This is a genomic window from Gilvimarinus japonicus, from assembly GCF_042847215.1.
Taxonomy (GTDB): domain Bacteria; phylum Pseudomonadota; class Gammaproteobacteria; order Pseudomonadales; family Cellvibrionaceae; genus Gilvimarinus; species Gilvimarinus japonicus.
This window is the reverse complement of the sequence record NZ_AP031500.1, coordinates 3,644,775-3,668,622: the sequence shown is the minus strand read 5'-3', so window position 1 is coordinate 3,668,622 and position 23,848 is coordinate 3,644,775. Positions and strand designations below refer to the sequence as shown.

20 protein-coding genes are annotated in these 23,848 nt (G+C 54.9%); 10 read left to right on the top strand and 10 right to left on the bottom strand.

The features are described from left to right. Positions 1 to 89: 89 nt before the first annotated feature. Positions 90 to 1,226: a PQQ-dependent sugar dehydrogenase gene (locus ACGHAD_RS15535; RefSeq protein WP_382415007.1), complete on the bottom strand. Its 1,137-nt coding sequence runs from the start codon at positions 1,224 to 1,226 to the stop codon at positions 90 to 92. Positions 1,227 to 1,263: 37 nt separating this feature from the next. Then, a complete protein-coding gene (locus ACGHAD_RS15530) occupies positions 1,264 to 1,857 on the bottom strand; it encodes a DNA-3-methyladenine glycosylase I (protein WP_382415005.1) in 594 nt (197 codons plus the stop codon). A gap of 293 nt (positions 1,858 to 2,150) precedes the next feature. On the opposite strand from ACGHAD_RS15530, the gene pip reads away from it, so the two are divergent. From pip to ACGHAD_RS15515, 3 genes are all read left to right on the top strand, one after another. After that, complete coding sequence (gene pip, locus ACGHAD_RS15525) at positions 2,151 to 3,122, top strand: prolyl aminopeptidase (RefSeq protein ID WP_339617959.1); 972 nt, start codon at positions 2,151 to 2,153, stop codon at positions 3,120 to 3,122. Positions 3,123 to 3,124: 2 nt separating this feature from the next. Further along, positions 3,125 to 3,565 carry a D-aminoacyl-tRNA deacylase gene (gene dtd / locus ACGHAD_RS15520; protein WP_339617958.1) on the top strand — a complete coding sequence of 147 codons (441 nt, stop codon included), beginning with the start codon at positions 3,125 to 3,127 and terminating at the stop codon, positions 3,563 to 3,565. An 89-nt stretch (positions 3,566 to 3,654) separates the two neighbouring features. Next, positions 3,655 to 4,524 (top strand): TraB/GumN family protein, encoded by an 870-nt coding sequence (locus ACGHAD_RS15515; RefSeq protein ID WP_339617957.1) that lies wholly within the window; start codon positions 3,655 to 3,657, stop codon positions 4,522 to 4,524. Between the two features lie 74 nt (positions 4,525 to 4,598). Here ACGHAD_RS15515 and ACGHAD_RS15510 read toward each other — a convergent pair whose 3' ends face one another. The 3 genes from ACGHAD_RS15510 to epmB all read right to left on the bottom strand — a co-directional run bounded on the left by ACGHAD_RS15510 (position 4,599) and on the right by epmB (position 9,901). After that, the gene (locus tag ACGHAD_RS15510) at positions 4,599 to 6,710 is read right to left on the bottom strand and encodes an EAL domain-containing protein (protein WP_382415002.1); all 2,112 of its coding nucleotides are present in this window, start codon (positions 6,708 to 6,710) and stop codon (positions 4,599 to 4,601) included. Positions 6,711 to 6,984: 274 nt separating this feature from the next. Continuing rightward, positions 6,985 to 8,778, bottom strand: coding sequence for a hypothetical protein (locus ACGHAD_RS15505; protein ID WP_382415000.1), 1,794 nt, complete (start codon positions 8,776 to 8,778; stop codon positions 6,985 to 6,987). Between the two features lie 115 nt (positions 8,779 to 8,893). Next, a complete protein-coding gene (epmB, locus tag ACGHAD_RS15500; RefSeq protein ID WP_382414998.1) occupies positions 8,894 to 9,901 on the bottom strand; it encodes an EF-P beta-lysylation protein EpmB in 1,008 nt (335 codons plus the stop codon). Between the two features lie 40 nt (positions 9,902 to 9,941). Between epmB and efp the strand changes: the two genes are divergently transcribed. The 3 genes from efp (at position 9,942) to ppc (ending at position 14,472) form a co-directional block, all read left to right on the top strand. Further along, a complete protein-coding gene (gene efp, locus ACGHAD_RS15495; protein ID WP_339617953.1) occupies positions 9,942 to 10,514 on the top strand; it encodes an elongation factor P in 573 nt (190 codons plus the stop codon). A gap of 19 nt (positions 10,515 to 10,533) precedes the next feature. Continuing rightward, entirely contained in the window at positions 10,534 to 11,499 is a 966-nt protein-coding gene (gene epmA / locus ACGHAD_RS15490) for an EF-P lysine aminoacylase EpmA (protein ID WP_382414995.1), read from the top strand. Between the two features lie 357 nt (positions 11,500 to 11,856). Further along, positions 11,857 to 14,472: a phosphoenolpyruvate carboxylase gene (ppc, locus tag ACGHAD_RS15485; protein ID WP_339617951.1), complete on the top strand. Its 2,616-nt coding sequence runs from the start codon at positions 11,857 to 11,859 to the stop codon at positions 14,470 to 14,472. A 149-nt stretch (positions 14,473 to 14,621) separates the two neighbouring features. Here the strand turns inward: ppc and ACGHAD_RS15480 are convergent, their stop codons facing one another. Beyond that, on the bottom strand, positions 14,622 to 15,278 hold the full coding sequence (locus ACGHAD_RS15480; protein ID WP_382414993.1) for a glutathione S-transferase family protein: 657 nt from the start codon (positions 15,276 to 15,278) through the stop codon (positions 14,622 to 14,624). A gap of 206 nt (positions 15,279 to 15,484) precedes the next feature. Between ACGHAD_RS15480 and ACGHAD_RS15475 the strand changes: the two genes are divergently transcribed. Then, complete coding sequence (locus ACGHAD_RS15475; RefSeq protein ID WP_339617949.1) at positions 15,485 to 16,048, top strand: TetR/AcrR family transcriptional regulator; 564 nt, start codon at positions 15,485 to 15,487, stop codon at positions 16,046 to 16,048. Here the strand turns inward: ACGHAD_RS15475 and ybaK are convergent. After that, a complete protein-coding gene (gene ybaK, locus ACGHAD_RS15470; protein WP_382414992.1) occupies positions 16,045 to 16,527 on the bottom strand; it encodes a Cys-tRNA(Pro) deacylase in 483 nt (160 codons plus the stop codon). The genes ACGHAD_RS15475 and ybaK overlap by 4 nt on opposite strands. Before the next feature lie 248 nt (positions 16,528 to 16,775). Between ybaK and ACGHAD_RS15465 the strand changes: the two genes are divergently transcribed. Then, positions 16,776 to 18,887, top strand: a complete 2,112-nt coding sequence (locus ACGHAD_RS15465; protein ID WP_382414990.1) for a marine proteobacterial sortase target protein — start codon at positions 16,776 to 16,778, stop codon at positions 18,885 to 18,887. Beyond that, positions 18,874 to 19,536: a class GN sortase gene (locus ACGHAD_RS15460; protein ID WP_382414988.1), complete on the top strand. Its 663-nt coding sequence runs from the start codon at positions 18,874 to 18,876 to the stop codon at positions 19,534 to 19,536. Before ACGHAD_RS15465 ends, ACGHAD_RS15460 begins: the two co-directional genes overlap by 14 nt. On the opposite strand, the gene ACGHAD_RS15455 is transcribed toward ACGHAD_RS15460, so the two are convergent. After that, positions 19,531 to 20,505 carry a substrate-binding periplasmic protein gene (locus ACGHAD_RS15455; protein ID WP_382414986.1) on the bottom strand — a complete coding sequence of 325 codons (975 nt, stop codon included), beginning with the start codon at positions 20,503 to 20,505 and terminating at the stop codon, positions 19,531 to 19,533. The genes ACGHAD_RS15460 and ACGHAD_RS15455 overlap by 6 nt on opposite strands. A gap of 275 nt (positions 20,506 to 20,780) precedes the next feature. Between ACGHAD_RS15455 and dauA the strand changes: the two genes are divergently transcribed. Continuing rightward, positions 20,781 to 22,538, top strand: a complete 1,758-nt coding sequence (gene dauA / locus ACGHAD_RS15450; protein WP_382414984.1) for a C4-dicarboxylic acid transporter DauA — start codon at positions 20,781 to 20,783, stop codon at positions 22,536 to 22,538. 16 nt (positions 22,539 to 22,554) lie between these two features. Here the strand turns inward: dauA and ACGHAD_RS15445 are convergent, their stop codons facing one another. Together ACGHAD_RS15445 and ACGHAD_RS15440 are read right to left on the bottom strand one after the other, a co-directional pair. Beyond that, positions 22,555 to 23,493, bottom strand: a complete 939-nt coding sequence (locus ACGHAD_RS15445) for a hypothetical protein (protein ID WP_382414982.1) — start codon at positions 23,491 to 23,493, stop codon at positions 22,555 to 22,557. Next, the gene (locus ACGHAD_RS15440) at positions 23,490 to 23,831 is read right to left on the bottom strand and encodes a PadR family transcriptional regulator (protein WP_339617942.1); all 342 of its coding nucleotides are present in this window, start codon (positions 23,829 to 23,831) and stop codon (positions 23,490 to 23,492) included. Before ACGHAD_RS15440 ends, ACGHAD_RS15445 begins: the two co-directional genes overlap by 4 nt. Positions 23,832 to 23,848: the final 17 nt, after the last annotated feature.

Sequence of the window (23,848 nt, the reverse complement as noted above, 5' to 3'; positions counted from 1 at the left end):
GGATAATGGCTAAAGTTTACCAGTTGTTGCAAGGTTTTGTCGGGAGGGGGCGCCCGCCACGGCGGCGGGCGGGCAGTGATTTGCCGTAATCAGTCGGCCGGTACTAAACGCACAATGGCGCCATTGGACTCATCGGTCAGCAGGTAGAGGTAGCCATCTGGCCCCTGTACGACATGGCGCAGGCGTTTACCCAGCTCATCTTTGAGTAAGCGTTCTTCGTGTAATACGCGCTCGCCCTCGATATCGAGACGCGACAGAGTTTGCGCTTTTAAGCTGGCGACAAACAGATCGCCTTGCCAGTCGGGGAATTGCTCGCCGGTGTAAAACGTCAGGCCAGCGGTGGCCAGTGAGGGCAACCAGTAATAAACCGGGGTTTCCATCCCCGCTTTTTTAAAGCCTTCGCCAATCTCGCCACCGCCGTAGTCTTCGCCGTAAGTGATGACCGGCCAGCCGTAGTTTTTAGCGGCGCGGTCGAGGTTGATTTCGTCACCACCCTGGGCGCCGTGCTCGCCGCTCCAAAGCACACCGGTTTGTGGGTGGATGGCGGCGCCTTGCATATTGCGGTGGCCGTAGGACCAGATCTCGGGCAGTGCGCCTTTGGTGTCCACAAAAGGGTTGTCGGCAGGAACACTACCGTCGGTGTTAATGCGCACGACTTTACCGTGGTGGTTATCTAAGGTTTGCGCGTCGTCTTTTTGCGAGTAGCGCTCGCCCAAGGTGACAAACAAAGTGCCGTCGTTGGCAAATACCAATCGCGAGCCAAAGTGCGCATTGCTTTTTACTTTGGGCTGCTGGCTAAAAATACGGGTTACATCAACCAGCTTATCGTCTTGGATGCGGGCCGAGGCAACGGCGGTGCTGTTGGTGCTGTCGTCTTCGCCGGGTTCAGAGTAACTAAAATAAATACGTCCGTTATTGGCGTAGTCTGGGTCGATGGCGACATCCAGCAGCCCGCCCTGACCTTTGGCGTAAATCTCGGGCAGCCCTTGCAGGGGTGGCCACACTTGCCCGTCGGGGCTAACTAAACGCAGGTTGCCTTCGCGCTCGCTCACCAGCATGGTGTCGTCAGGTAAAAACGCCAGGCCCCAGGGGTTTTTGAGCCCATCGGCGACCGTCTCGATGGTAAAGCTTGCGCGCTCGCTGTCGACTACGGTTTTAGCATTGAGGTTAAACGGGGCTGCCAGCGCGGCCGCTAAACTGAGGGCCGCCAAGGTGCGTGTGAACATATGCTTCTCCTGTGTTGAGTCTGTCAGTGTACCAGCGTTAGCGCGGTTTGCCCCCTAAAGCGGCGCAGCTGCGGTAGCGAAAGCAGTCGGTGGTGTGGTCATTCACCATGCCGGTGGCCTGCATAAATGCATAGCAGATAGTGCTGCCGACAAAGTTAAAACCCTGCTTTTTAAGGGCTTTGCTCATGGCGTCCGACTCGGGGGTGGTAACGGGCACCTCGCTTAAGCTCTGCCAATGGTTTTGGATCGGTTGCCCGCCGACAAAGCTCCACAAGTACTCTACCCAACCCTCTCCGGCCTCTTGCATGGCAAGGTAGGCGCGCGCGGCTTTAATGGCGCTCTCTATTTTAAGCTTGTTGCGGATGATCTCGGGGTTTTGCCGCAGGCGCTCGACGTCCTGCTCGGTAAACTGGGCTATTTTGACCGGGTCAAAATGGCAAAATGCCGCGCGATAGCCCTCGCGTTTTTTTAGCACGGTAATCCAGCTAAGGCCTGCCTGAGCGCCCTCCAGAATCAGCATCTCAAACAGTTCCAGTGCGTCGTAGCAAGGTACGCCCCACTGCTGGTCGTGGTATTGCTGGTAAATTGGATCGTCGCTGCACCACTGGCAGCGTATCGGTGTTTTACTCATGGTGCTCCTTGCTGCCGCCTGCTGGTGGCGGCGTTGTCGGGGGGCATTATCGGTTGCAGCAGCCCCAAAGGTGTCGTGTGCAAAAGTATACGACACTCTGTCTGCTGGCTTAAAATGAATACTAGCTAGTTGAGGCGTCTATCGTCCGGTAATGAGGGCGGCTATTGTCCAGTTGATGGTGTTGGCCTATGGGTGATTGCACGGCGAAAATTGCCATAAGCACTCCCGTCCGCTCGGCATGTATGCTAAGTTTGCGACTCTATTCAAGCCGCAGCAGTTTGCAGGGGCCGCACATGTTGATGTTTTACCCAGAGATTAAACCTTACGCTCGCCATCAAATACCCGTAGAGGCACCACATGAGCTGTATGTGGATGAGTCGGGTAACCCCGATGGCATCCCGGTTTTATTTGTCCACGGTGGCCCAGGTGCTGGCTGCGGCAAATACGACCGGCGTTTTTTTGACCCCGAGCGCTACCGCATCATTTTATTTGATCAGCGCGGCTCTGGGCGCTCTACGCCGCATGCTGAGCTGGAAGGTAATACGACTCAGGCTCTGGTCGAGGATATAGAGCGTATTCGCGTTGCGTTGGATGTTGATCGCTGGGCGCTGTTTGGCGGCTCGTGGGGTTCAACCTTAAGCTTGGTGTACGCCGAGACTCACCCCGAGCGAGTGTTAGGGCTGATTTTACGCGGCATCTTTTTATGCCGTGAGCGGGATTTAACGTGGTTTTACCAAGACGGCGCCAGCGCTATTTTCCCCGATTACTGGAAAGATTTTGTAGCGCCGATCCCTGAGAACGAGCGGCACGATTTAATGCACGCTTATTACCAACGGCTAACCGGCGATAACGAGCTGCAAAAGATGTCTGCCGCCAAGGCCTGGTCGCTGTGGGAGGGTCGCTGCGCTACCTTGCGGCCTAATCAGGATGTGGTGGATACCTTCTCGAACCCTTTTAAAGCTTTGGCGCTAGCGCGCATTGAGGCGCATTACTTTGTTAATAAGGCGTTTTTAGAAGACAACCAAATTATTAACAATGCCGATAAATTAGCGGGTATTCCCGGCATGATCGTGCATGGCCGTTACGATATGGTTTGCCCCCTGGATAATGCTTTTGCGCTGCAAGAGGCCTGGCCGGATGCCGAGCTGCAAATTATCCGCGATGCTGGGCACGCCTCCCGCGAGGCGGGGATTGTCGATGCACTGATTCGTGCCACCGACGGTCTGGCACGCAAGCTCGGTAACGACTCCGACCAAATGGCTTAACGATGCGCGGTTTGATTCAGCGGGTAGCCCACGCCTCGGTAACGGTGGAGGGTGAATGTGTTGGCCGTATCGAGCAGGGCCTGTTGTTGCTGTTGGGGGTTGAGCGCGATGATACCCGCGAGCAGGCCGACAAGCTGCTGCATAAAGTCTTAAATTACCGCCTGTTTGCCGATGCTGACGATAAAATGAATTTAAACGTCGGCGAGGTGGCCGGGGGGGTGCTAGTCGTGTCGCAATTTACGTTAGCGGCAGACACTCGCAAAGGGCTGCGTCCGGGGTTTTCTAGTGCCGCTGCGCCGGCACTGGCCGAGCAGCTGTACGATTACTTTGTGCAGCAGTTGCAAGCGCAACACGCCGTGGTGGCGACCGGGATTTTTGCCGCGAATATGCAGGTAAGCCTAACCAACGATGGCCCCGTGACTTTTTTATTAGAGGCCCGTTGACGGCGCGCTTAGCCTTTATGTGTTCATCAAGTGATGGTGCAACAACCTCATTGATTAAATCTTTAACTTAATAACCACAAGGGACGATTATGACTCGCTTAAAAGGACTTCTTGCCGCTGGCGCTCTGTGTGCAAGCTTTACCGCTCAGGCTGAAAGCTATGTCTGGCAAGTTAGTGATGGTGATAACCAGCTGTTCATTGGCGGTACCATCCATATGCTAAAACCCAGTGATTACCCGCTGCCGGCTGAGTACCCGGCGGCCATGGCGGCGGCAGAGCAGGTGGTGTTTGAAACGGACATGGACGCGGTACAAGACCCTGCCTTTAGCATGCAGCTGCAGCAGGCGATGATGCTGGCGCCGGGTAAAACCTTAGAGGGTGAACTGGACAGCAAAACCTGGGCCCGACTCAGTGCCTACTCTGCCGCCAGGCAACTACCGCTCGCGCCCATGGGGGCCTTTAAGCCGGCCTTTGTCGCACTGGCCTTCACCATGTTAGAGATGCAAAAGCTGGGCTTTGGCGATGGCATTGATCAGCGCTATTTTGCCGAGGCAAAAGCGCAAGGCAAAACCTTGGGCGAGCTGGAAACACCTGAAGAACAGCTCGGCTTTATGGTTGCTATGACCGAAGTGGACCCCAATTTATTTATCAATTCGACGCTGGATGACCTTGAGCAAATGGCAGAGCTGTTTGATAAAATGGTGGCCGAGTGGCGTGCCGGGGACGCTGATGATTTGTTTCAGCTGATGGGCAAGCCAATGCTTGATGAAGCGCCCGAGTTGTACCATCTGATTTTAACCGAGCGCAATAAAAACTGGCTGCCACATCTTAAGCAAATGCTGGCGACGCCGGAAACCGAGTTTGTCTTGGTGGGTGCCCTGCATCTCGCCGGCCCCGACAGTGTCCTCGCGATGCTGAAAAAAGAGGGGTTAAGCGTTAGCAAATACAAACTGCCTTAACAGCTTTTCGGTTTGACCACAAAAAAAGCAGCCGATCGGCTGCTTTTTTTGTGGTCGTCATTTGAGTCGAGCCGTTAGCCTTCCATATTAAAATCGTAGCTCATCGACTGGGTCGGCTCTTGCAAGTAGTGGCCTTGGATATAGTGCACCCCCGCTTGCCATAGTGTTGAGAGCACACTGGCGTTTTCGACAAACGGCACAATGGTGATTTTGTCGGCCTCGTGAAGCTGCTCTAACAATTGGGTCAGCGATTCGGGGCTCTCGCTTTTGCTCTGCACATCCTGAGTAAAAGAGCCATCGACTTTGATAAAGGCGGCGTTGACATGCTTAAGCGTATTAAACGGGTTGAGTGAACAGCCAAAGTTGCAAATGGCCAGTTTACTGCCGAGCTTTTCTAGACCGGTGTTGAGGGCTTTGGCCGCATTGAGGTGATTGGTGATGTCCACCTCTTGGGCTTGAAATACCACCGCGTCGGGCGGTAGGCCCGCGGCTTTAAACGCTACCCCAAGCCAGGCGACGAGCGAGCTGTCGCAAATGGATGCGCTGTTTAGGTTAAGAATTAACTTGGTTTTGTTGCCGCGGGTGCGGTGCTCGGATAACAGCTTAATGGCTTCTAAAATGACCCAGCGGTCAATCTTAATCCCGATGCCCGCTTGGTGGGCGGCCTCGATAAACTCATTGGGTGATACTTCTTTTTGGTCGCTATTGAGCAGCCTTAGTAAAACTTCGTAGTACTCTTCATCCGAGCCGCGCAAGCTGATGATCGGTTGAAACAACAGACGAAACAGATCGTTATCCAGCGCGTGCTGGACGTCCTTGAGCATATCGCGCTCTTGTTTTTCCTCTGCGCTTACCGGCGGCTCGTACAGCAGCGCGCTGGTCTCTTCGCTTTCGCGTACCTGATCGGCGGCGGTCATGGCTTGCTCGATAACTTGCTCGGCGCTGCTGGAGTTCTCGTTCAGTACCGAGATACCGATGGTGGCACTTAACTGTAAGGTTTTACTGTTGACCTCTACAATGTGCTCGGCAATCGTCGAGCACAACTTTTGCGCCCGGTTGACGGTTTCGGTTGCGGTGGTGTTGCCGGTTAGCAAGGTGAAGGTGTTGTCGCCAAAACGAGCGAGTGTTTCGCCCTCGGCGGCTTCGCGGCTAAGCAATTGTGCTAAATCTTCGAGTGCGGCATCGGCGCCGGCCATACCGAGTTTGGCCTGTACCGTCTCGGCAAAGTCGTCGATGTCGATATACAGCAGGCAGCGGCTTTGATCGTCGCTCATGCCGTCGATAATTTTATCGGCGTGGGCCAACAAGTAGCTGCGGTTGTAGAGCCCGGTAACATTGTCTTTCCACTTGGCCTCTTCGAGCTCTTTGGCCGAGATCCCCGCGGCGGCAGCGGCGGCTGCAGCCGTGGCAGCGGCGCGGGTACCGCGGGTTAAAAACTGCAAGCAGGGCTCGTCGTCGTAGCTGGCGTGGGCAACCTCCAGCGATACATCGGTTTGGCTGCCGTCATGACGTAGCCCCTTAAAGCTTAAGGTGCTGGATTCGGCATCGAGCCCCTTAAGCGTAAATTCTTTTAAAAATTCTTTGAGTTTGGCGTGATCGCTTTCGGCCACCATATCCATAATCGGCATACAGTCGATATCGTCTTTGTCGTCGTAGCCAAACAGCTCGGCAAAAGACTCGTTGGCGTAAAGGTATAACCCGTCTTGCACGTAGGCGATGGCGTCGCGCGAGCTATCCAACAGCGACTGTGAGCGGCGCTCGGACTCGCGCAAGCGGCGGTCGGCAATGCGCTTTTCGTGGCGCTGGGCACGGTTTGCCAGCTCGCGGCTGATGACCAGTAACAGGTGCTGATCTTCATCTAAGCGGACCACGTCGGCCGCGCCGATCTTTAAACCCTCGACAATGGCTTGGCTGGTCTCGTCATCGGTCAGCAATAACGACGGCACATCTTTGTTGAGTCGGCGAATTTGCTGGATGGCGGAGGCGGGGGTTAGGTTTTGTGTTTGGTCGTGCGCGATCAGGATGTCCCAGGCCTGCTCTTCTAGCAGCTTGGTCAGTGACTCGTCACTGGTGACATGCTGGGCCCGATTGGGGCGTCCGGCATTGTGCAGCATGCTAATGAGGCGTTCGGCTTCTGCTTGCGAATCGTTAAGGATGAGCAGGCGGATTGTGTCGTTGGGATTCATAGAGGTCTACTGCGCTCGCTATTCCACGGTTTTTATCGAATGCCAGTCCTTTGGTGGCTACAAGTGCGATATCCCCCCATTCACTCGAAAAGTCTAACCGGTTATCGGCTTTGACTTGCAAGCTGGCACTTATAGGTGAAGAGGCAACTATATTACCCGAATATTCGTCGACCTCAATACTTGTACACGTTTTGCATAAGGCCGGCTATGCTTACCGTTGAAAAATGCGACGGGATCGACGCTTTACCGGCCCTTTAATCTGCCGCTAGCACGACTAGTCTTTACTGTCCCACAGGGCGGCAAAGTCGGTTTTTTCACGGCTTTGTTCCGCCTTGGTGTCATCGATGGTCGCCAGTACTTTATAAGAGAACTGACTGATGATACCGGTCGAAAAAACTCGTCGTGTTAGCTGTAGTGTGGTTATCACTCCATCTTGGTATAGCTTAATTTTCTGCATCTCGCGAAAACTCACCGCATTGGTAAGTAAACTGGCAGGCTGATTGGCGAGCCGCTGGGCCGGTAGTGCCAAAACCCGCAGGTACTCGGCGTACTCGCCGGTTTTTTGCACGATAGCCGCCGCCGCAGGCTGCGCCTGTGGGGCGAGTAGTTGTATGCCTATTTGCGTGGCGCCGCGCGTTTGCTGTACCCAGCGCACGGCGGCGATGCCCCATTTGTGACGTCCCGGCTCGCGTACACCGAGCAGCTCGCCGGCCTTGAGGGTGGCGGGGCTGGCGCCGTGCCACTCCAGACAGTAACCGCCGGCACTGGCATCGACTACCGCGACTTTATCGATCGGATGTTGCCCGCGATATTTAGCGCGGCTCGCGCGGCGAATATTCTCTTCCATATTGATGGTCGAATGGTTGCTCGCTTGCAGCGCCGGTTTGGCAACATCAAAGGCTTCGCCCCAGGGGTCGGCGGCGCTGGGGCTAATACGATCTTTTAGCTTTAGGCCGCGCTGTTTAAAAATCCCCTCGCTGGTGTCGTCTAACCCCAGCTCCGAGGGGCTTTTTAGGTAGAGGTTAAACGGCGTCTCCCCGGCACTGTAAAAGTGCAAATTACTTAAGCCGATGGTGACTTCTAGCTCGCCATCGCCCGCGTGGCGTGGGTAACTACGCTCCACAATCCGTTGCCACGCGGCGAGCAGGTGTCCCGCCAGCGCCGATGATAGTCGGGTGGTGGTGCCCGGTGCCAGATCTTGTAGGGTTTGGCAAAGCGGCGCCGTGCTAATTGCGCGCACGTCTTGGCTGTCGTACAGCGCTAGGCGGCTGCGATACACCGGTGGGGTGTCGCTATCGAGCATGACGGCATAAAGGCAGTCAGGGGCTTGGTCGTCGTTGCGGTAAAGCTGCGCCTGCAAACTGAGCGACTCAAGCGACAGGTACAAGTTGTATAGATCGTTTTGCCCCAATTGGTTGGGGCGGGCGGTGGCCATTAGCACAAGGCGCAGGTAGGCCTGGGTGATGGTGTTGACACCTTGGTGGTTGGGCAGCGGGTCGTTGACTTTAATTGTCGTGAGTCCGTTGCGCTCGGCCAATAAGTAAAGCGTGTGCACCTCGCTCCAGAGCTGCTTAAGGGTGGGCGTATAAAGCTGGTAACTGCGCAGCAGTAATAGCCCCAGGCCTGTCAGCGCGCGGTGAATGGCTAACGCGCGTAACTCGGGGCTGCTGCGGTTGGTAAAGGTTGTACGCACAGCGCTTAAATAGGCGTTGCTTAAATGTTTTTGCAGCGCCTGAGCTATCACCGCAGCTTTGCGGGCGGGGTCGGGCAGAATAAGGGGTTGGTGCAAAAAGGTTTTGCTTAATCCCTGGATGGCCACTTGCACGGCCGGGCGCACTTGATCGAGCATCTCGAGGTGAGTTTGGCCGTCGGTTTTTAGGCGCGCCAGCTCGGGCAGCGCGGCGTAGAGCACGGCGCTGATATAGCGGGTTTGCGTCAGCGGCTGGGCGTCGATCCATTGGGCGACATTGTTGGCCGTGGCACTTTTGCAAAAGCTGAGGCTTTTAAGGTCAGGCTCGGGCAGCTTGAGTCGGGCAAGCAGTGCGGTATCGGTTAAGGCTTCATTCATGCGTTGGCTTTTTACTCTAGGGTGACCGTTACACTATAGCGGATGGCGCGGTGTTTGTGGCTTAGGGGTTCTGGGCATTACAGGGCCCTCTAACCCTTTCGCCATCCGAGGTATTTTAGATCACCGGTGTCTTAGATGGTTCGCCGGGGATTTCACGCACCAGTTTTGGCACCAGGTAGCCCGATAAACTGTGCAACAGCGCTTGGTGCAGCTGGCGCGCCTGTTGTTCTGGGACGTCAAAGTGAGCCGCTCCGGCAACCTTGTCTAGCAGATGCAGGTAATAAGGTAACACACCGCAGGCAAACAGCCGTTCACTGAGCTGGCTTAAGGCGGTAACCGAATCGTTTACGCCTTTTAATAAAACCGTCTGATTAAGTAGCGTGACCCCGGCCTCGCGCAATTGGATCAGTGCGCGCTCGACACTGGCGTCTAGCTCTTGGGCGTGGTTGGCGTGAATGACCAGAGTGTTGGCAAAGCGCGGTCGGGCTAGCCAGTCGAGGCATTGATCCGTGACCCGCGAGGGCAGCACCACCGGTAATCGGGAGTGCACACGCAAGCGAGTAATGTGGTCAATCTGGCTGATTTCGTCGGTAAGCCACGCCAAGGTAGCGTCCGGTGCGTTGAGTGGATCGCCGCCGCTAAAAATGACCTCGTGGATGCTGCTGTCGTGGCGAATATAATCCAGCGCCTGTTGCCATTGGGCCCGACTGGGCCGGTTGTCGGCGTAGGGGAAGTGGCGCCTAAAGCAGTAACGGCAGTTAATGGCGCAGCTACCGGTCACCACCAGCAGTACGCGCCCCTGGTATTTGTGTACCAGCCCCGGATGGGGATTGGCGGCGTTTTCGTCCAGCGGATCGTGACTGTAGCCGGGCGTGGCCAGCAGCTCGTCGCCGATGGGTAGCACTTGGCGCAGCAGCGGATCGTTAAGATTGCCCGGCTCCATACGCCGGACAAACTCGCGCGGCACTCTTAGGGCGAAGTCGCGACCCGCTAAATGTGCCGCCGGGATCAGTGCTGGGTCGAGTTTTAACAGGCTAAAGAGCTCTTCCGGGGTGCGAATAACGTTTTTAAGCGCCTCTTGCCAGGTCTCGGTCTGCCATGTAGCGACGGTTCGATGTATCATTGGCGCCTTTCAAATTCTGTTAATGTCTACGAGAGGGGTTATGGCCACCTATTCTATCAACGATTTCCGCACCGGTCTGAAAGTAATGCTAGACGGTGATCCATGTAACATTGTTGAAAACGAGCTGGTAAAGCCGGGTAAGGGCCAAGCCTTTAACCGCGTTAAGCTGCGCAACTTGGCCACCGGCCGGGTCTGGGACCGCACTTTCCGCGGCAGCGAAAGCCTAGAGGGCGCCGATGTGGTCGATCGCGATATGGAGTATCTCTATACCGACGGCGAGTTTTGGCACTTTATGGACCCGGAAACTTTCGACCAGTTTGCGGCCGATGCCAAAGCGGTAAGCGACTCAGCCAAGTGGTTGTGCGAGCAAGACAAGTGCGTGGTTACCCTGTTTAACAACGCACCATTGGTGGTTGCCGCGCCTAACCACGTCGAGCTAGAAGTCACCGAAACCGACCCCGGCCTCAAAGGCGACACCGCCCAGGGCGGCACTAAGCCGGCGACCTTAAGCACCGGCGCTGTGGTTAAAGTGCCACTGTTTATGAATATCGGCGATGTGATTCGCGTCGATACTCGCACCGGTGAGTACTTAGGCCGCGCCTCTAAAGATTAATCGCACGGCTACCTTTGGTGTGAGTGATTTGTGGCGCCCGAGTTGTTCGCCCGAGCTGTTACAGGCGCGGGCAGAGCTCAACTTTAGGTTGCGTGAGTTTTTTCGCGGGCGGCAGGTGCTGGAGGTTGAGCTTCCGGTGCTTGCCAGCTCTTTTGTTACCGACCCGTTTATCGAGCCGGTAACCGCCCGCAACGCCGGGCATACCTATTATTTACAAAGTTCCCCCGAGTACGCCATGAAGCGGTTGTTGGCCGAGTGCCAACGCTGTATTTATACCTTAACCAAAGTGTTTCGCGCCGGTGAGTGCGGCTCGCGCCACAACCCAGAGTTTACTATGCTGGAGTGGTATCGCGTGGGGCTGGATGATCACGGTTTGATGCGCGAGGTGGGTGAGCTTCTGTGCGAGTTAATTCCCGGGCTTGATATCCACAAGTTGAGTTATCGCCAGTGGTTTAGCGACCGCTGGGGCGTTGATCCGCATACAATTGCGCTGGCCGAGTTGCGTGCGCTGGGTAAAAGCCTGATCGAGATCGACGACACCGGCCTTGATAAAGACGCCTGGTTGGATTTATTGGTTACCCACGAGCTGGAGCCCAGCTTGCCTGTGGGACTAACGTTTGTGCATGACTTTCCGGCGAGTCAAGCGGCGTTGGCCCGTATTGTGGACGACGAACATGGCACACCGGTTGCGCGGCGTTTTGAGGCTTACTTAGCCTGCTCCCCCGGTACGGCGATGGAATTGGCCAATGGCTACTGGGAGCTTACCTGCGCCAGTGAGCAGCGCCGGCGCTTTGATTGCGACCTCGCGCGGCGCCAAACATTAGGGTTACCCAGCTACCCTGTGGATGAAAAACTGCTTGGCGCTCTGGAGCGGGGAATGCCAGCCTGTGCCGGTGTAGCCTTGGGGGTTGACCGGCTGCTAATGCAGTTGCACGGGCTTAAGCGCATTGGCCAGACGCTGAGTTTTGAGTTTTCCCGCGCTTAACAAAATTGTGCAAAACATTTTATTGTGAGCATTTTATAGCGCTACCCGGGCGCTGCGATGGGGCACACTGGTGAGTCTAAGTGCCTAAAAAATGGGCGGTGCAGCGCCTTGGGCGCCCTAAGTTGGGCATTTTAACGTATTGATTTTGTTTGTGTTTTGCACTGTGTGAGAATCACACAGTCGGCGCAGAGCCGCCCCTGCTGCCGCCTTGGGGTGGTTACGCAAAGCTCGTACACAAAGTTGTCCACAGGTAGTGTGGATAATCGATATTTACGGGTTTTACGCTCACGTATTGGGCCCGATTGGCGTAAAATACGGGCAACCTTGTTTACCTTTATTGGCTACGGAGAGATTTAGATGCAACAGCTACCGGAAACCCTGCGGGAAAACGTCCGCTTATTGGGCGAGCTGCTGGGCGAGACCATTCGCGAGCACGAAGGCGAAGAGCGCTTTGCCAAGATTGAAGACATTCGCCAGTTAGGTAAAAGCATCAACCAGAGCGAAAACGAAGATTCCAGCGCACTGGTAGAAATGCTGGGTGAGCTGGATGACAGCGACATCCTGCCGATTGTTCGGGCTTTTAATCAGTTTTTAAACCTTGCCAATATGGCCGACCAAGAGTACAGCTCTAGCGCCGAGGCCGAGCCGGAAGACGGTTTAAAAACCATGGTGTTGGATTTTGCTGAAACCTACGGCAAAGAGAATTTGCTTGAGGTGATGCAAAACCTCAGTATTGAGCTGGTTCTGACTGCGCACCCGACTGAGGTAACGCGTCGCACCCTGATACGCAAATACGATCAAATTGTTAACACGCTGTCCGATCAGCAGCGCGGCAATTTACTGTCATTTGAAAAAGACAAAGTGGTGGGTCGTTTGCATCGCTTAGTTGAAGAAATGTGGAGCACCGACGAAATTCGCGGCGAGCGGCCCACCGCCGTCGACGAAGCCAAATGGGGCTTTGCCGTTATTGAAAACAGTCTATGGCAAGCGCTGCCGGACTTTATCCGCCATATGGATCGCATTTGCAGCCGCCATTTGGGGCAAAATCTGCCCATCGACTTACAGCCGTTTAGCTTTTACTCCTGGATGGGCGGCGACCGCGACGGCAACCCCAACGTCACTCACGACGTTACCCGCGAGGTATTATTGCTGGGCCGCTGGATGGCCGCCGAATTGTATTTGGGTGATGTGCAAAGCTTGTACGGCGACCTCAGCATGCACGAGGCAAGCCCCGAGCTGCGCGAGTTTGTCGGCGACAGCGAAACCCCCTATCGCGATTACCTCGCGCCGCTGCGCAGCCAAATCCAGGCCACTCTCGACTGGGCCGAAGCCAGCCTAAAAGGCGAAGAGCCGCCGCGCCCGAAAAACCTGATCGAATCCCGCGACGACTTACTGGCACCGTTAATGGTGTGTTATCGCTCGCTGAAAGAGGTGGGTTTACCGCACATCGCCAACGGCCCGCTGCTGGATACCATTCGCCGGGTACACAGCTTTGGTATCAATTTAGTACCGCTGGATATCCGCCAAGATGGCGAGCGCCACGTTAAAGTGATGGACGAGTTGACCCGCCACTTGGATATGGGCAGCTACTTTGAGTGGAGCGAATCTGAGCGCCAAGAGTTTTTGCTAAATCACTTAAAAGACAAGCGCCCATTACTGCCCGCCGATTGGCCTGTGAGCGATGAAGGCCGCGAAGTGATAAACACCTGTAAGGTTATTGCCGGTGAGCCACGCGAGACTCTATCGCAGTATATTATCTCGATGGCGCAACAACCCTCCGATGTGTTGGTTGTGGCCCTGTTGTTAAAAGAGTGCGGTATGAGCTGGAACATGCCCATCGTACCTTTGTTTGAAACTCTGGATGATCTCGATCGTTCGGCCGAGGTTATGGAGCTGTTGTGGCAACTGCCTTGGTATAAAGAGTACACCGGTGCTAAGCAAACCGTCATGATCGGTTATTCCGACTCGGCCAAAGATGCCGGCAAATTTGCCGCTACTTGGGCACAGTACAAATCGCAAGAGCGCTTAGTGGGGCTGGCCGAGAAATACGGCATCGACCTGATCTTGTTTCACGGCCGTGGCGGCACGGTTGGTCGTGGCGGCGGCCCAGTCGAAAAAGCCATGGCCTCGCAACCGCCGGGCTCGGTAAAAGGTAAAATCCGGGTGACCGAACAGGGCGAGATGATTCGCTATAAGTTTGGCTTGCCCAAAGTAGCCTTTAGCAGTTTCTCGACTTACGTGGCGGCGACGTTGCGCGCCACCATGCAGCCGCACGAGGCGCCCACCGATGAGTGGCGCGACTTAATCGAGCGCATGGCGCAAGCGAGCCTTGAGGGTTACCGCCGGGTCGTGCGCGGTCATCCGCAATTTGTGCCTTACTTCCGCTCGCTTACCCCCGAGCAAGAGTTGGGTTTGCTGGCGTTGGGCTCGCGCCCGGCCAAACGTAAGGCGACCGGCGGTATCGAAAGCTTGCGGGCGATCCCCTGGGTGTTTGCCTGGATGCAAGTGCGGTTAAACCTGCCCGCGTGGCTCGGTGCGCGTCAAGCGCTGGAGTTTGCCTTAGAGCAGGCGCCGTCCACCTTAAACGATATGGTTGATAACTGGCCGTTCTTCTCGTCGTTCTTAGACTTGCTAGAAATGGTGATTGGTAAAGCCGATGGCCCCATCACCGCTTACTACGAGAAACAATTGGTACCAGAAGAGTTGCACCCACTAGGGCAGCAAATGCGCGCCGATTTGGCCGCGCTTGAGGTGCTTATCAACCGTATTAAGCGTCAGGACGAACTGTTTGATTCCGATCCGATATTGCGCCAAACGCTGAGTGTGCGTAAGCCTTACATTGATCCGCTTAACTATTTGCAAGCCGAGTTGTTGAAGCGTCATCGCAGCGGTAAACCGTTTAGTGAAGAGTTAGAGCGCGCGCTTAAGGTAACCATGGCCGGTATTTCGGCCGGGATGCGCAACACCGGTTAGTGGGGGTGACGGTTCACGGATTACGGTGAACGTAAAGGGGGAGATGGCTTTGGCCTCTCCCCCTTTTTTTGTGGTTGCACACCTGAAACAGTGGCGACAGTTATTAAGCACAGAGCCACTCGTGGGCCGTCATGTCGTGCGCCTAAGCCTTACCTCGATTTACTCATAGGCTGTAAAACTTTTTGCCCGCTAGGGCGTGCGCGTAATCTGTTGGTGTACTCTAGCAGTTTCGGGTGGGCATTGACTAAGTTGATTGGTGCGGGCGCATCTTTGTTGTAAGTAAGCATGGGTGCTAGCATGGCATCGGCCAGAGTGAATTGTTGGCCGACTAAAAAAGGTTTGTCTCCTAGTTGTTCGGCCACAATTGCTATTGCGTTTTCCGCCGCAGGGCGATTTGCGCTAATCACATCCATGCGCGGTTCGCCGCTGTCCCCCTTGGGGAACACAACCTCCAGCATAAACTGACGCACCACGTAAAAATCAATATATTGGGTTATCAGGGAGCACCATTGGTCGATTTGGGCGCGCTCCCAGTCGGTTGCGCCTTGCAACGTTTCCGGGCCAAAAATACGATCTAAATAACGGCCGATACTGGCGGTCTCGCACAGTATTTTATCACCGTGTATCAGTACCGGCATTTTGCCAAACGGGTGTAGTTGAAAGTGCTTATCGCTGTGTATATCGATGGTTTGGCCGTTAATTTCTTTGCCGGTTTGATAGGCAATGCCTTTTTCTTCGCATACTAGCGCGGCAACACGCACGAACACACTAAATGACGGGCCGTAAAGTTGAACTAGATTGCTCATTGCTAACTCCTTGCTGTTTAGGTTTAGTCGGAGGTTAGCAATCGCGACAATATGTTCAAGAACATATTTATAGGCGGTGTTATTAGCTGTGCAAATAAAATATGTTAGTGAGCATATTGTGGTGTGCCGGTATGATACGTAAGGGCCAGACTTTTGAGCGGCTGCTGGCTGAATCACTGCGGGCTTATAACCGAGGAGTTACATTAATGGCATGGAGCAAGACACACAAACCACAAACCCGTGAGGCGATTGTGACGGCGGCGGCTGAGCTGTTTACGCAGCTCGGTTACGAGCGGGTAGGCATAGATGATGTGATGGCTGCAGCGGGGTTAACGCGCGGTGCGTTTTACGCGCACTTTGCGTCTAAGTCGGCGCTTTATGCTGAGGCCATTACCGTGGCCGCGATGCGGGCCCGGGATCATGTTCTGCAGCACGCACCGGTGGCGCCTAGTAGTCGCGATGTTGCCGAGCGCTACTTAAGTCGCGAGCGCGCCGAAGGTCAGGAGAACAGTTGTCCACTGGCGTTTTTAGCCACGGATATTCATCAGCGGGATGACCAAGTACGCGATGCTTACGCCCGTGTGTTTAAGGGTTTTGTGAGCAATATCGCCCGCGCCGATAATCTCGATGAGCAAAGCGACAAAGCGCTGCAGGCAGCGGTGTTAATGGTGGGAGGTTTAGCAGTTGCCCGAGCCTTAACAGACGACCCTATCAGTGACCGGGTCTTGGCGGTTTGTAAGCAGGCTATCGCGAACCTGGCTAGCGATTAATAGTGTGCAATGGCTGCCAGAGTCGCCCCTGTTAACCGGCACAGGTCAGCCGGCGTCAATTCAATTTCTAGCCCGCGCTTACCGGCACTGATGTATACAGTGTCGTGCTCCTGGGCCGAGCTATCAACATAAATCGGCAGGCGCTTTTTTTGCCCTAAAGGGCTGACGCCGCCCATTACATAGCCTGTTGCTCGCTGAACATCGACGGGCGCAGCCATATTTAGTTTTTTGCGTCCTGCGGCGCGTGCCAGCGTTTTGAGGTTAAGGCTCCCGTTGACCGGTACGATGCCGACTACCAAAACGCTTTTTTTGCCAGGGGTGGTATCCGCCACCACTAGCGTTTTAAATACTTTGCCTGGTGTTACCCCGAGTTTTTGCGCCGCCTCTAAACCGTAGGAGCTAGCGTTTGGGTCCGGTTGGTATTCATGCAAGGTGAAGTTGGCGTTTGTCTTGCTCAACAGGTCGATCGCAGGTGTCATACATTTGCCGCTGTCTAAAAAAATAGGTCGATAAATAATAGCGTCTAGCGAGCCCAATGGCCACTGGGTGACCGGCTTCTGGGGGATGCTTCTGAGTTGCCGTACCTAAGTTTGGGTTTGGGTTTGGGTTTGGCCGTTTGCCATAATTGATCACAATTTCCCACCGGTTTGCCAGAGTTAGTCGTCGTTACACCCGATTGTTTTGTTGTACTGCGAGTATCAAAACTAACTGGTACAGGAGAGACAGCATGGGCGATCAACGGTGGCGCAGTACAGGGAGCATAGGGGGGCGAGTGATGGGTATCTTGCTCGCGGGGTTTATCTCGGCGGCGTGGGCCGAGCCGGACTCTGGCCGGCTTGTGCTATCGAGCGAAAACGACGATGCCGCCGTCACTACAACCGACGCCTTGCACCTGGGCACTGACCTCGAGTTAACCGTGCAAGGGCTGCAGGCTCAGGTGCTGGTTTCGCAAACGTTTAAAAACCAAACCGATCAATGGGTAAATGCCACCTATGTTTATCCGCTGGCCGAAGACAGTGCCGTTAGCCAATTAACAATGCACGTGGGCGAGCGTGTTATTACGGGTGAAATTCAAGAGAAATCAAAAGCGCGTAAAACCTTTGCCGCGGCTAAGGCGTCGGGCAAAAAAGCGACACTCATAGAGCAACAGCGGCCTAATATGTTTCGCCAGCAAATTGCCAATATTGCGCCCGGCGAAACGATTCGGGTTGAGCTTGGCTATAGCCAACAAGTGATGTACGACGCCGGTGAGTTTCGTTTGCGTTTACCGCTGACCTTAACCCCGCGTTATATCCCGGGGGTAGTAAATGGGCAGTGGCGTAAAGAGCAAACAGTAGCGACCGGTGTTAACGGTTGGGCCAGTGCAACCGATCAAGTGCCGGACGCGCATTTAATAACCCCCTCGCAACAACATGTGGCGGGCGAGTTGATTAATCCGGTGAGTTTGTCGTTACAACTTGATGCGGGTATGCCATTAACGCGGGTTCACAGCGACACCCATCAGTTAACCATAAGCCAGCCGAAGGGTAATGATGCGGGTGTACGCCTTATTCATTTTGCTAAAGGCGAGGTGAGTATGGATCGCGATTTTGAAATAACCTGGCAACCCAAACCGCACAGTGCGCCGCTTGCCGCTCAGTTTGTCAGCCAGTGGCAGGGCGAGCGCTACTTACAGTTAATGTTAATGCCGCCGCAAGAGGTAAGCGCTAATAACCTAGCGCCGCGCGAGTTGATTTTGGTGGTCGATACCTCGGGCTCTATGGCCGGTGACTCTATCAAGCAAGCGCGGACCAGCGCGTTGCTTGCGCTTGATACCTTAACCCCGCGAGATCGCTTTAACGTGATTTTGTTTGCCAGCGATAGCCGTGCGGTATTTGACCACGCCGTGGTGGCGTCTGCGAATAATATTCAAACCGCTCGCCGCGCGCTTGAGCGTATGCGCGCCGATGGCGGCACCGAAATGCTGGGCGCTTTAAAGCGCGCTTTTGACCAGCCCAGCAATACCGAGTATTTGCAGCAAGTGGTGTTTGTCACCGATGGCAGCGTGGGTAACGAGGCGGATTTACTGCAGCATATTCATCGCAACTTGGGTGACGCACGACTGTTTACCGTTGCTATTGGCAGTGCGCCCAATCGGTTTTTTATGCGTCGTGCGGCGCAGTTTGGTCGCGGTAGCTTTACCGAGATCGCCGCTGCCGCACAAATTGCGCCACGCATGGCGGGATTACTCAACAAGCTTAAGCGCCCGGTGGTGACCAATATTGACATTGAATGGCCCCAGCCGGTGCAGGTGTTTCCGCGCCGCATTCCCGATTTGTACTGGGGTGAGCCGCTGCTGGTAACCGCCAAACTTGGCCCTTGGCCGAGCCGCTCTCAGCCGTTGGTCACCGTGCGGGGAGTCAGTGGCGGTAAACCGTGGCAGCGGGACTTCCCCATCAATGCGGCTACGGCTGATGCTGATTCAGAGGGCGATGCTATACCGGTGTTGGCGCAGCGTTTTGGTCGCGAGAAAATAAAATTTTTAGAAAATGAATTTTATATTAATGGCCGCGACGCCAGCGATAAAGCGCGGCAAAAAATATTACCCGTTGCTCTTAAGTACCAATTAATGTCGCGCTACACAAGCTTAGTGGCGGTTGATAAAACGCCAGCTCGTTCGGCATCAGAAGTCGGGCAAGAGCGCGAGCTTAGTAACGCGATGCCTGCCGGAGCGACTATGACGGCAGTGGGTTATCCGCAAACGGCGGCCGGTGTAACCTGGCACTTATTGTTGGGCGCTCTGGCTTTACTGGCCCTGCTGGGAATAAAAAACCTGGAGGTGCATTATGGCCGCTCGTAATAATACGCGCGCTGCGGCGCTGCCGGTGTTTCATCGCGGCCGGTTGATACTCAGTGCGCTATTGCTGCTGGTGTTGTTATGGCAGTGGGGCAGCGCCTTTGCGATTGAGGCAAAAGCGCAATTGGCACAAGTGTTAATTGAGCGCGCCTGGCAGCAAAAGCTGGCGGCGCCAACGCTGGATGTTGCCCCTTGGCCTTGGGCGGATACCCAGCCGGTAGGGCGTTTACAGTTGTTGGACGGCGACGGGCGGGTGCGCAAAGATTTATACGTATTAGGTGGTGGCCACGGTGAGGCGCTGGCTTTTGGGCCGGGCTTAATGCCGGTGGGCGCGCCGGGCAGTCAGGGGGCGCGAGTTATTGGCGGGCATCGCGACACACACTTTGCCTTTTTGCGCGAACTAAAAGGTGGCGAAACGTTGCGCTGGCAGAGCAGTGATGGCCAGTGGCGCCGCTATGTGATTAGTCAGCGCAGTATCGCTGATTCCGAGCAAGACTCCCTGTGGGTGGACCCGAATGCCGATAGTTTATGGCTTGTTACCTGTTATCCGTTTGATGCAGTGCGCCCCGGTGGGCCCTTGCGCTATGTCGTGCGTGCCGACAGTGTCTTGCCAGAGCTGAGTTATATCCGCGAGCGGCGGGTAAGTTTATAGATCGGCGTTAAGCTCGGGAGGTTGAATAAGCATGGGTTGGGTTAACTCGGGCATTAGCGAGGGTGTTGGATGCTTCAGCACAAAGATGTTTGTATTTGCGGCGCGAATGCGGTTGATGGCACCACCAAAATAGTGCTCGAGCAGTTGATCGTGGGTGCCATCGTCAGAGATTTGTGCAAAGCCCTCTTTAATGCGCCGCGCCAGCTGTGGGTGTTTGCCGCTAACTTGAAACACCATAGCGTGGGGGTAATAGATAATGGGCTGATAAGCGATGGTTAATTTATCGTTTAGCGGCGCGGCGGCAAGCTCGGGCTCTATTTCGGCGATACCGAGAAATATCGCATCAAACCGACCGTACGCGAGCATTTCAAATAGGTTTTCAAAGCGGCCATTGTCGTTGACGGTAAAGTTGTTGTATCTGAGGATCATCGCATCCTCCCAGTGGCTCCCTTGGCCGATGGTTAAGTCGCGCAAGTTGTGTTGCTGCGCCGATTGCGCGTATCGCGCGCCGTCGCCTTGACGAATGATCGCCGCGCGATAACCGAAAAGCCCTTTCATCACCGGCCGGCGAATCATCAAAATATCGCGGTTGCGGGTGTAGTCGTCTTCACGCAGACCGGATACATAGACATTAGCCTGCTCGCCGTCGGCGACCACCTGCCGCCCCCGCTGGGTGCCAAAAGGAGAGCTGTTTACCGATAGTTGGTAAGCGGGATAATTATCGGCGGTGCGGTCTAATATGGTGCGCAGCAACGCCACCTCGTAACGTCCCCGGCCATTTTTTCCGGCCCAGAGCGTGACGCGCATAATGGCATTGTCGGAAGGCGGCCGTTGCTCTTGGGGGGTAGCCGCAGGCTCCGTAAGCGCCGCCGACGAGTGACTTAACAGCAGCCCGGCAAGCGTTACAAGTATCACGCTGACAAACCGCTTAAGCTCGCGGTGGTGCCCGATAACAGGTTGTAAACGCATAGAATACTCGTCGCGTAAGATGGGGAACCGCGCATAGCCGTGTGGCCGTAGCGCAAGGTTCAGCCGAACGTATGGTTGTTATGGTGCGTTTGATGTTATACCGCTCGGCCGCTGGTTGGCAACTCACCGCCCAAGGGCGTAGTAAAGCGCCTATTGCCAGTGGCGAGAGTATGTAGGGCTGGTCTGTGGCGCGCTTATGTTGCTTGATGGACATCAGTATTACTCACCGCCACCTTAGTACGTATAATGAGGCTTTAGTTACAAAGGAGGGAGCTATGTCAGCGCGTCGCCAACTTCAGGGGCTGCGTATTGCCAGCGGGTTAAGCGACAGCTGCCTGAAAGAAGGCTACAGCTTAAATAAGCTGCGTGGCGATGTCATGGCGGGGCTTACCGTGGGTATCTCCGCGATCCCGCTATCTATGGCACTGGCCATCGCCATTGGTGTACCTCCGCAGCATGGTTTGTATACATCATTGGTCGCCGGACTCCTCATGGCCGTGCTGGGTGGCTCGCGTTACTCCGTCTCTGGCCCAACCGCCGCGTTTGTGGTGATCTTACAACCCGTTGTGCAACAGTACGGGTTGCCCGGCTTAATGTTAACAACGCTTCTGGCGGGTACGTTTATCTTATTGATGGCCGTGGCGCAGTTTGGCCGGGTGCTTAGCTATATCCCCCATACGGTTACTTTCGGTTTTACGCTCGGTATTGCCGTTATTATCGCCACTTTACAAATCCCCGACCTGTTTGGCCTGGTTCTTACCGAGCAGCTGCCCAATTTTTACTTTGCAAAACTGTGGGATATTATCCGCCACCTGCCCACCATTCACTGGCCGACCCTGATGGTCACGGCAGTATCCTTTGTGGTGATGTATCTTTGGCCTAGGGCGAAGGTCCCGATCCCGGCTCACCTTGTGACACTGCTGGCCGGCGTGATTGTGGCACTGTTGTTAGCCAATTACGGCTATCCGGTGGCAACCATTGCCAGTTCATTTGAATATCATGCGCTGGCGGGGCATACCGCCGCAGGGATTCCCAACTTTTTACCGCACTTTGAGCTGCCTTGGCAGGGTATCGAGGGTAACTATTGGACTTTCGAAATGTTGGGCGAAGTGCTGCCGCAAGCGCTGACGATTGCGCTATTGGGGGCCATTGAAGCGCTGCTGTGTGCGGTGATGCTAGAGCGCCTAACCGGCCAGCGCTACCACGCCAACGCCGAACTGTTTGGCCAAGGGGTCGGCAATATCGTTGCGCCATTTTTTGGTGGGTTTAGCGCCGCCCCCGAACTTGCCCGCTCGACCACCAATTTTCGCGCTGGTGCCGCTACCCCTTTGGCAGCCGTTATTCACACCGGCGTTATTGCGGTTTGCCTGTTGTGGGCGTCGCCTTATCTTAAACACCTACCCATGGCTTGTATGGCGACATTGGTGGTGATTGTCGCTTGGCGAATGTGCCACGGGCGGCAAATTTTAAACACGGTGCGCACCGCACCCACCGCCGATGTGGTGGTTTTTGTGGTTTGCTTTTCGCTCACATTATTGGTGGATATGGTAGTGGCCATTGGCTCGGCGGTAGTGATTGCCGCTTTGCTGTTTATGCGCGATATCGCCACAATGACCAAAGCGCGCGATATCACCAAAGCGCTTAAGCACGTACCCCGGCCACTGCCGGACGGCTGGCGTGTGATCAAAATATCGGGCCCGCTGTTTTTTGCCGCCGCCGATAAAATATTTAACGAGTTGGACGCACTTGCTAAAGATCAACAAGGTCTGGTCATCCACATGGACGGTGTACCACTGCTCGACGCTGGCGGGCTCGATGGCTTAACGGGGTTTATCACCCGCTGCAAAAAACACAAATGCCAACTGATTTTCTCCGACATTCAGTTTCAGCCGCTAAAAGCCATGGTCAAAGCCGGTATTAAACCCGAGAACGGTAATTTTACTGTTTACCCAATTTTAGCCGATGCGTTGGATGCCGTGCTGGATCAAGACCCGAATCAGCCGCCGGCCACTAAACCTGCGGCCGAAAAATAACCCGTGCCCCTTAACGCTAAATGGCCCGCAACTTGTTAATTTTTAATGCCGTATCAACGATGACAAACACGGCGAAACCCAGTACCCCCAGTGCAATCCAATCGGCGGATATCACAAACCGCTTGGCGGCCTCATCCGCTCCCGTGATAATAGTTAGCGCGCTATCCTCGCGGTAAATAACCGCCATAATCATCAGCGTGGGAACATACAGCGCTAACTCGGCCATAATCTTGCGGCGGCTCCAGTAGGGCGACCATAGTTTTACCGCACTGATAATCATCCCAGCGACAAGCACAGCATTAATCCAGGGCAATAGCGCGAGCCATTGCTCAGAAAACAGCAGCGCAACGGGCTGCTCGCCCAAGCTTTGCGGAATAATATGGTTTAGCCATGCAGCAAAATAAACGGTCACCACCAACTCAAAGGCAGACCCGGTGCGACTGATGTACTCCCCCTGCGCGACAACGTTGGGCAGTGAGTCTGGCGTCCAGTGTTTAAATAAATCTGTGCGGCTAACGGATTCGCCCACCAGATAAAAAATTAGCGTCAGCCAGGCAAAGCCGTATAAGCTTTTCTCTAAAATGCTCCACAGCGTTTGCGGCAGAGCTTGCCAAAAGCGCCCCTCGCCCTGCTCGATCAATCCGGCTGCCGCAAAGCATATGTGTAACACGGCAATGGCGATTACCATCCATTGCAACAATTGCAGATAAATAGGGAACAGGCTTTCGCTTACCAGCGTAGGGCGCGGTTGAAAGTCCGCCGCTACTAACATCGGATGGCCGCGTTCGCGCAACAGCGCTTTAAGTTCGTCCTCATTAAGCGGGCGGCCTAAAGACTTGGCGCGGTAATCCCGCTCGTCCTGTAGGTCACTTAACAACTCATCCGCCACATCGTTTCTAACACTCGGCGGTAAGTGAGATTTAACCGCAAAGCTATAGCGCTCTAGCCAGTTCATTGGGTGGCCTCTTTAATATTTTTTAATGCCTGATTTAAGCTTTGCCATTCATCGGTCATTGCTAAGCGGGCGGTATCGCCAGTACCGGACAGCCGATACACCCGTCGCTTGCGCCCCTCTTGCACCTGCCATTCACTGCTCAGTAACTCTTGGCTTTCCAGCCGGCGCAGTAATGGGTAAAGCGTACCTTCGTCCACCTCCAGCCCGTGCTCTTGTAAAAACCGCCGCAAAGAATAGCCGTAATGCGGTTGCACCAGCGCCTCAAGCACCGCCATAACCAGCAGCCCCCGGCGCAGTTCCATGGTTAATTTGGTTAATCGTTCGGGGTCATCGGTCAAAATGTTACCTATACTGT

Coding starts and splice junctions, on each gene's coding strand:
- ACGHAD_RS15505 (WP_382415000.1), bottom strand. CDS start 8,778: ATGAATGAAGCCTTAACCGATACCGCACTGCTTGCCCGACTCAAGCTG.
- ACGHAD_RS15515 (WP_339617957.1), top strand. CDS start 3,655: ATGACTCGCTTAAAAGGACTTCTTGCCGCTGGCGCTCTGTGTGCAAGC.
- ACGHAD_RS15510 (WP_382415002.1), bottom strand. CDS start 6,710: ATGAATCCCAACGACACAATCCGCCTGCTCATCCTTAACGATTCGCAA.
- ACGHAD_RS15460 (WP_382414988.1), top strand. CDS start 18,874: ATGGCCGCTCGTAATAATACGCGCGCTGCGGCGCTGCCGGTGTTTCAT.
- ACGHAD_RS15475 (WP_339617949.1), top strand. CDS start 15,485: ATGGCATGGAGCAAGACACACAAACCACAAACCCGTGAGGCGATTGTG.
- ACGHAD_RS15480 (WP_382414993.1), bottom strand. CDS start 15,278: ATGAGCAATCTAGTTCAACTTTACGGCCCGTCATTTAGTGTGTTCGTG.
- ACGHAD_RS15465 (WP_382414990.1), top strand. CDS start 16,776: ATGGGCGATCAACGGTGGCGCAGTACAGGGAGCATAGGGGGGCGAGTG.
- ybaK (WP_382414992.1), bottom strand. CDS start 16,527: ATGACACCTGCGATCGACCTGTTGAGCAAGACAAACGCCAACTTCACC.
- dtd (WP_339617958.1), top strand. CDS start 3,125: ATGCGCGGTTTGATTCAGCGGGTAGCCCACGCCTCGGTAACGGTGGAG.
- ACGHAD_RS15445 (WP_382414982.1), bottom strand. CDS start 23,493: ATGAACTGGCTAGAGCGCTATAGCTTTGCGGTTAAATCTCACTTACCG.
- pip (WP_339617959.1), top strand. CDS start 2,151: ATGTTGATGTTTTACCCAGAGATTAAACCTTACGCTCGCCATCAAATA.
- epmB (WP_382414998.1), bottom strand. CDS start 9,901: ATGATACATCGAACCGTCGCTACATGGCAGACCGAGACCTGGCAAGAG.
- ACGHAD_RS15455 (WP_382414986.1), bottom strand. CDS start 20,505: ATGCGTTTACAACCTGTTATCGGGCACCACCGCGAGCTTAAGCGGTTT.
- ppc (WP_339617951.1), top strand. CDS start 11,857: ATGCAACAGCTACCGGAAACCCTGCGGGAAAACGTCCGCTTATTGGGC.
- ACGHAD_RS15535 (WP_382415007.1), bottom strand. CDS start 1,226: ATGTTCACACGCACCTTGGCGGCCCTCAGTTTAGCGGCCGCGCTGGCA.
- dauA (WP_382414984.1), top strand. CDS start 20,781: ATGTCAGCGCGTCGCCAACTTCAGGGGCTGCGTATTGCCAGCGGGTTA.
- ACGHAD_RS15530 (WP_382415005.1), bottom strand. CDS start 1,857: ATGAGTAAAACACCGATACGCTGCCAGTGGTGCAGCGACGATCCAATT.
- efp (WP_339617953.1), top strand. CDS start 9,942: ATGGCCACCTATTCTATCAACGATTTCCGCACCGGTCTGAAAGTAATG.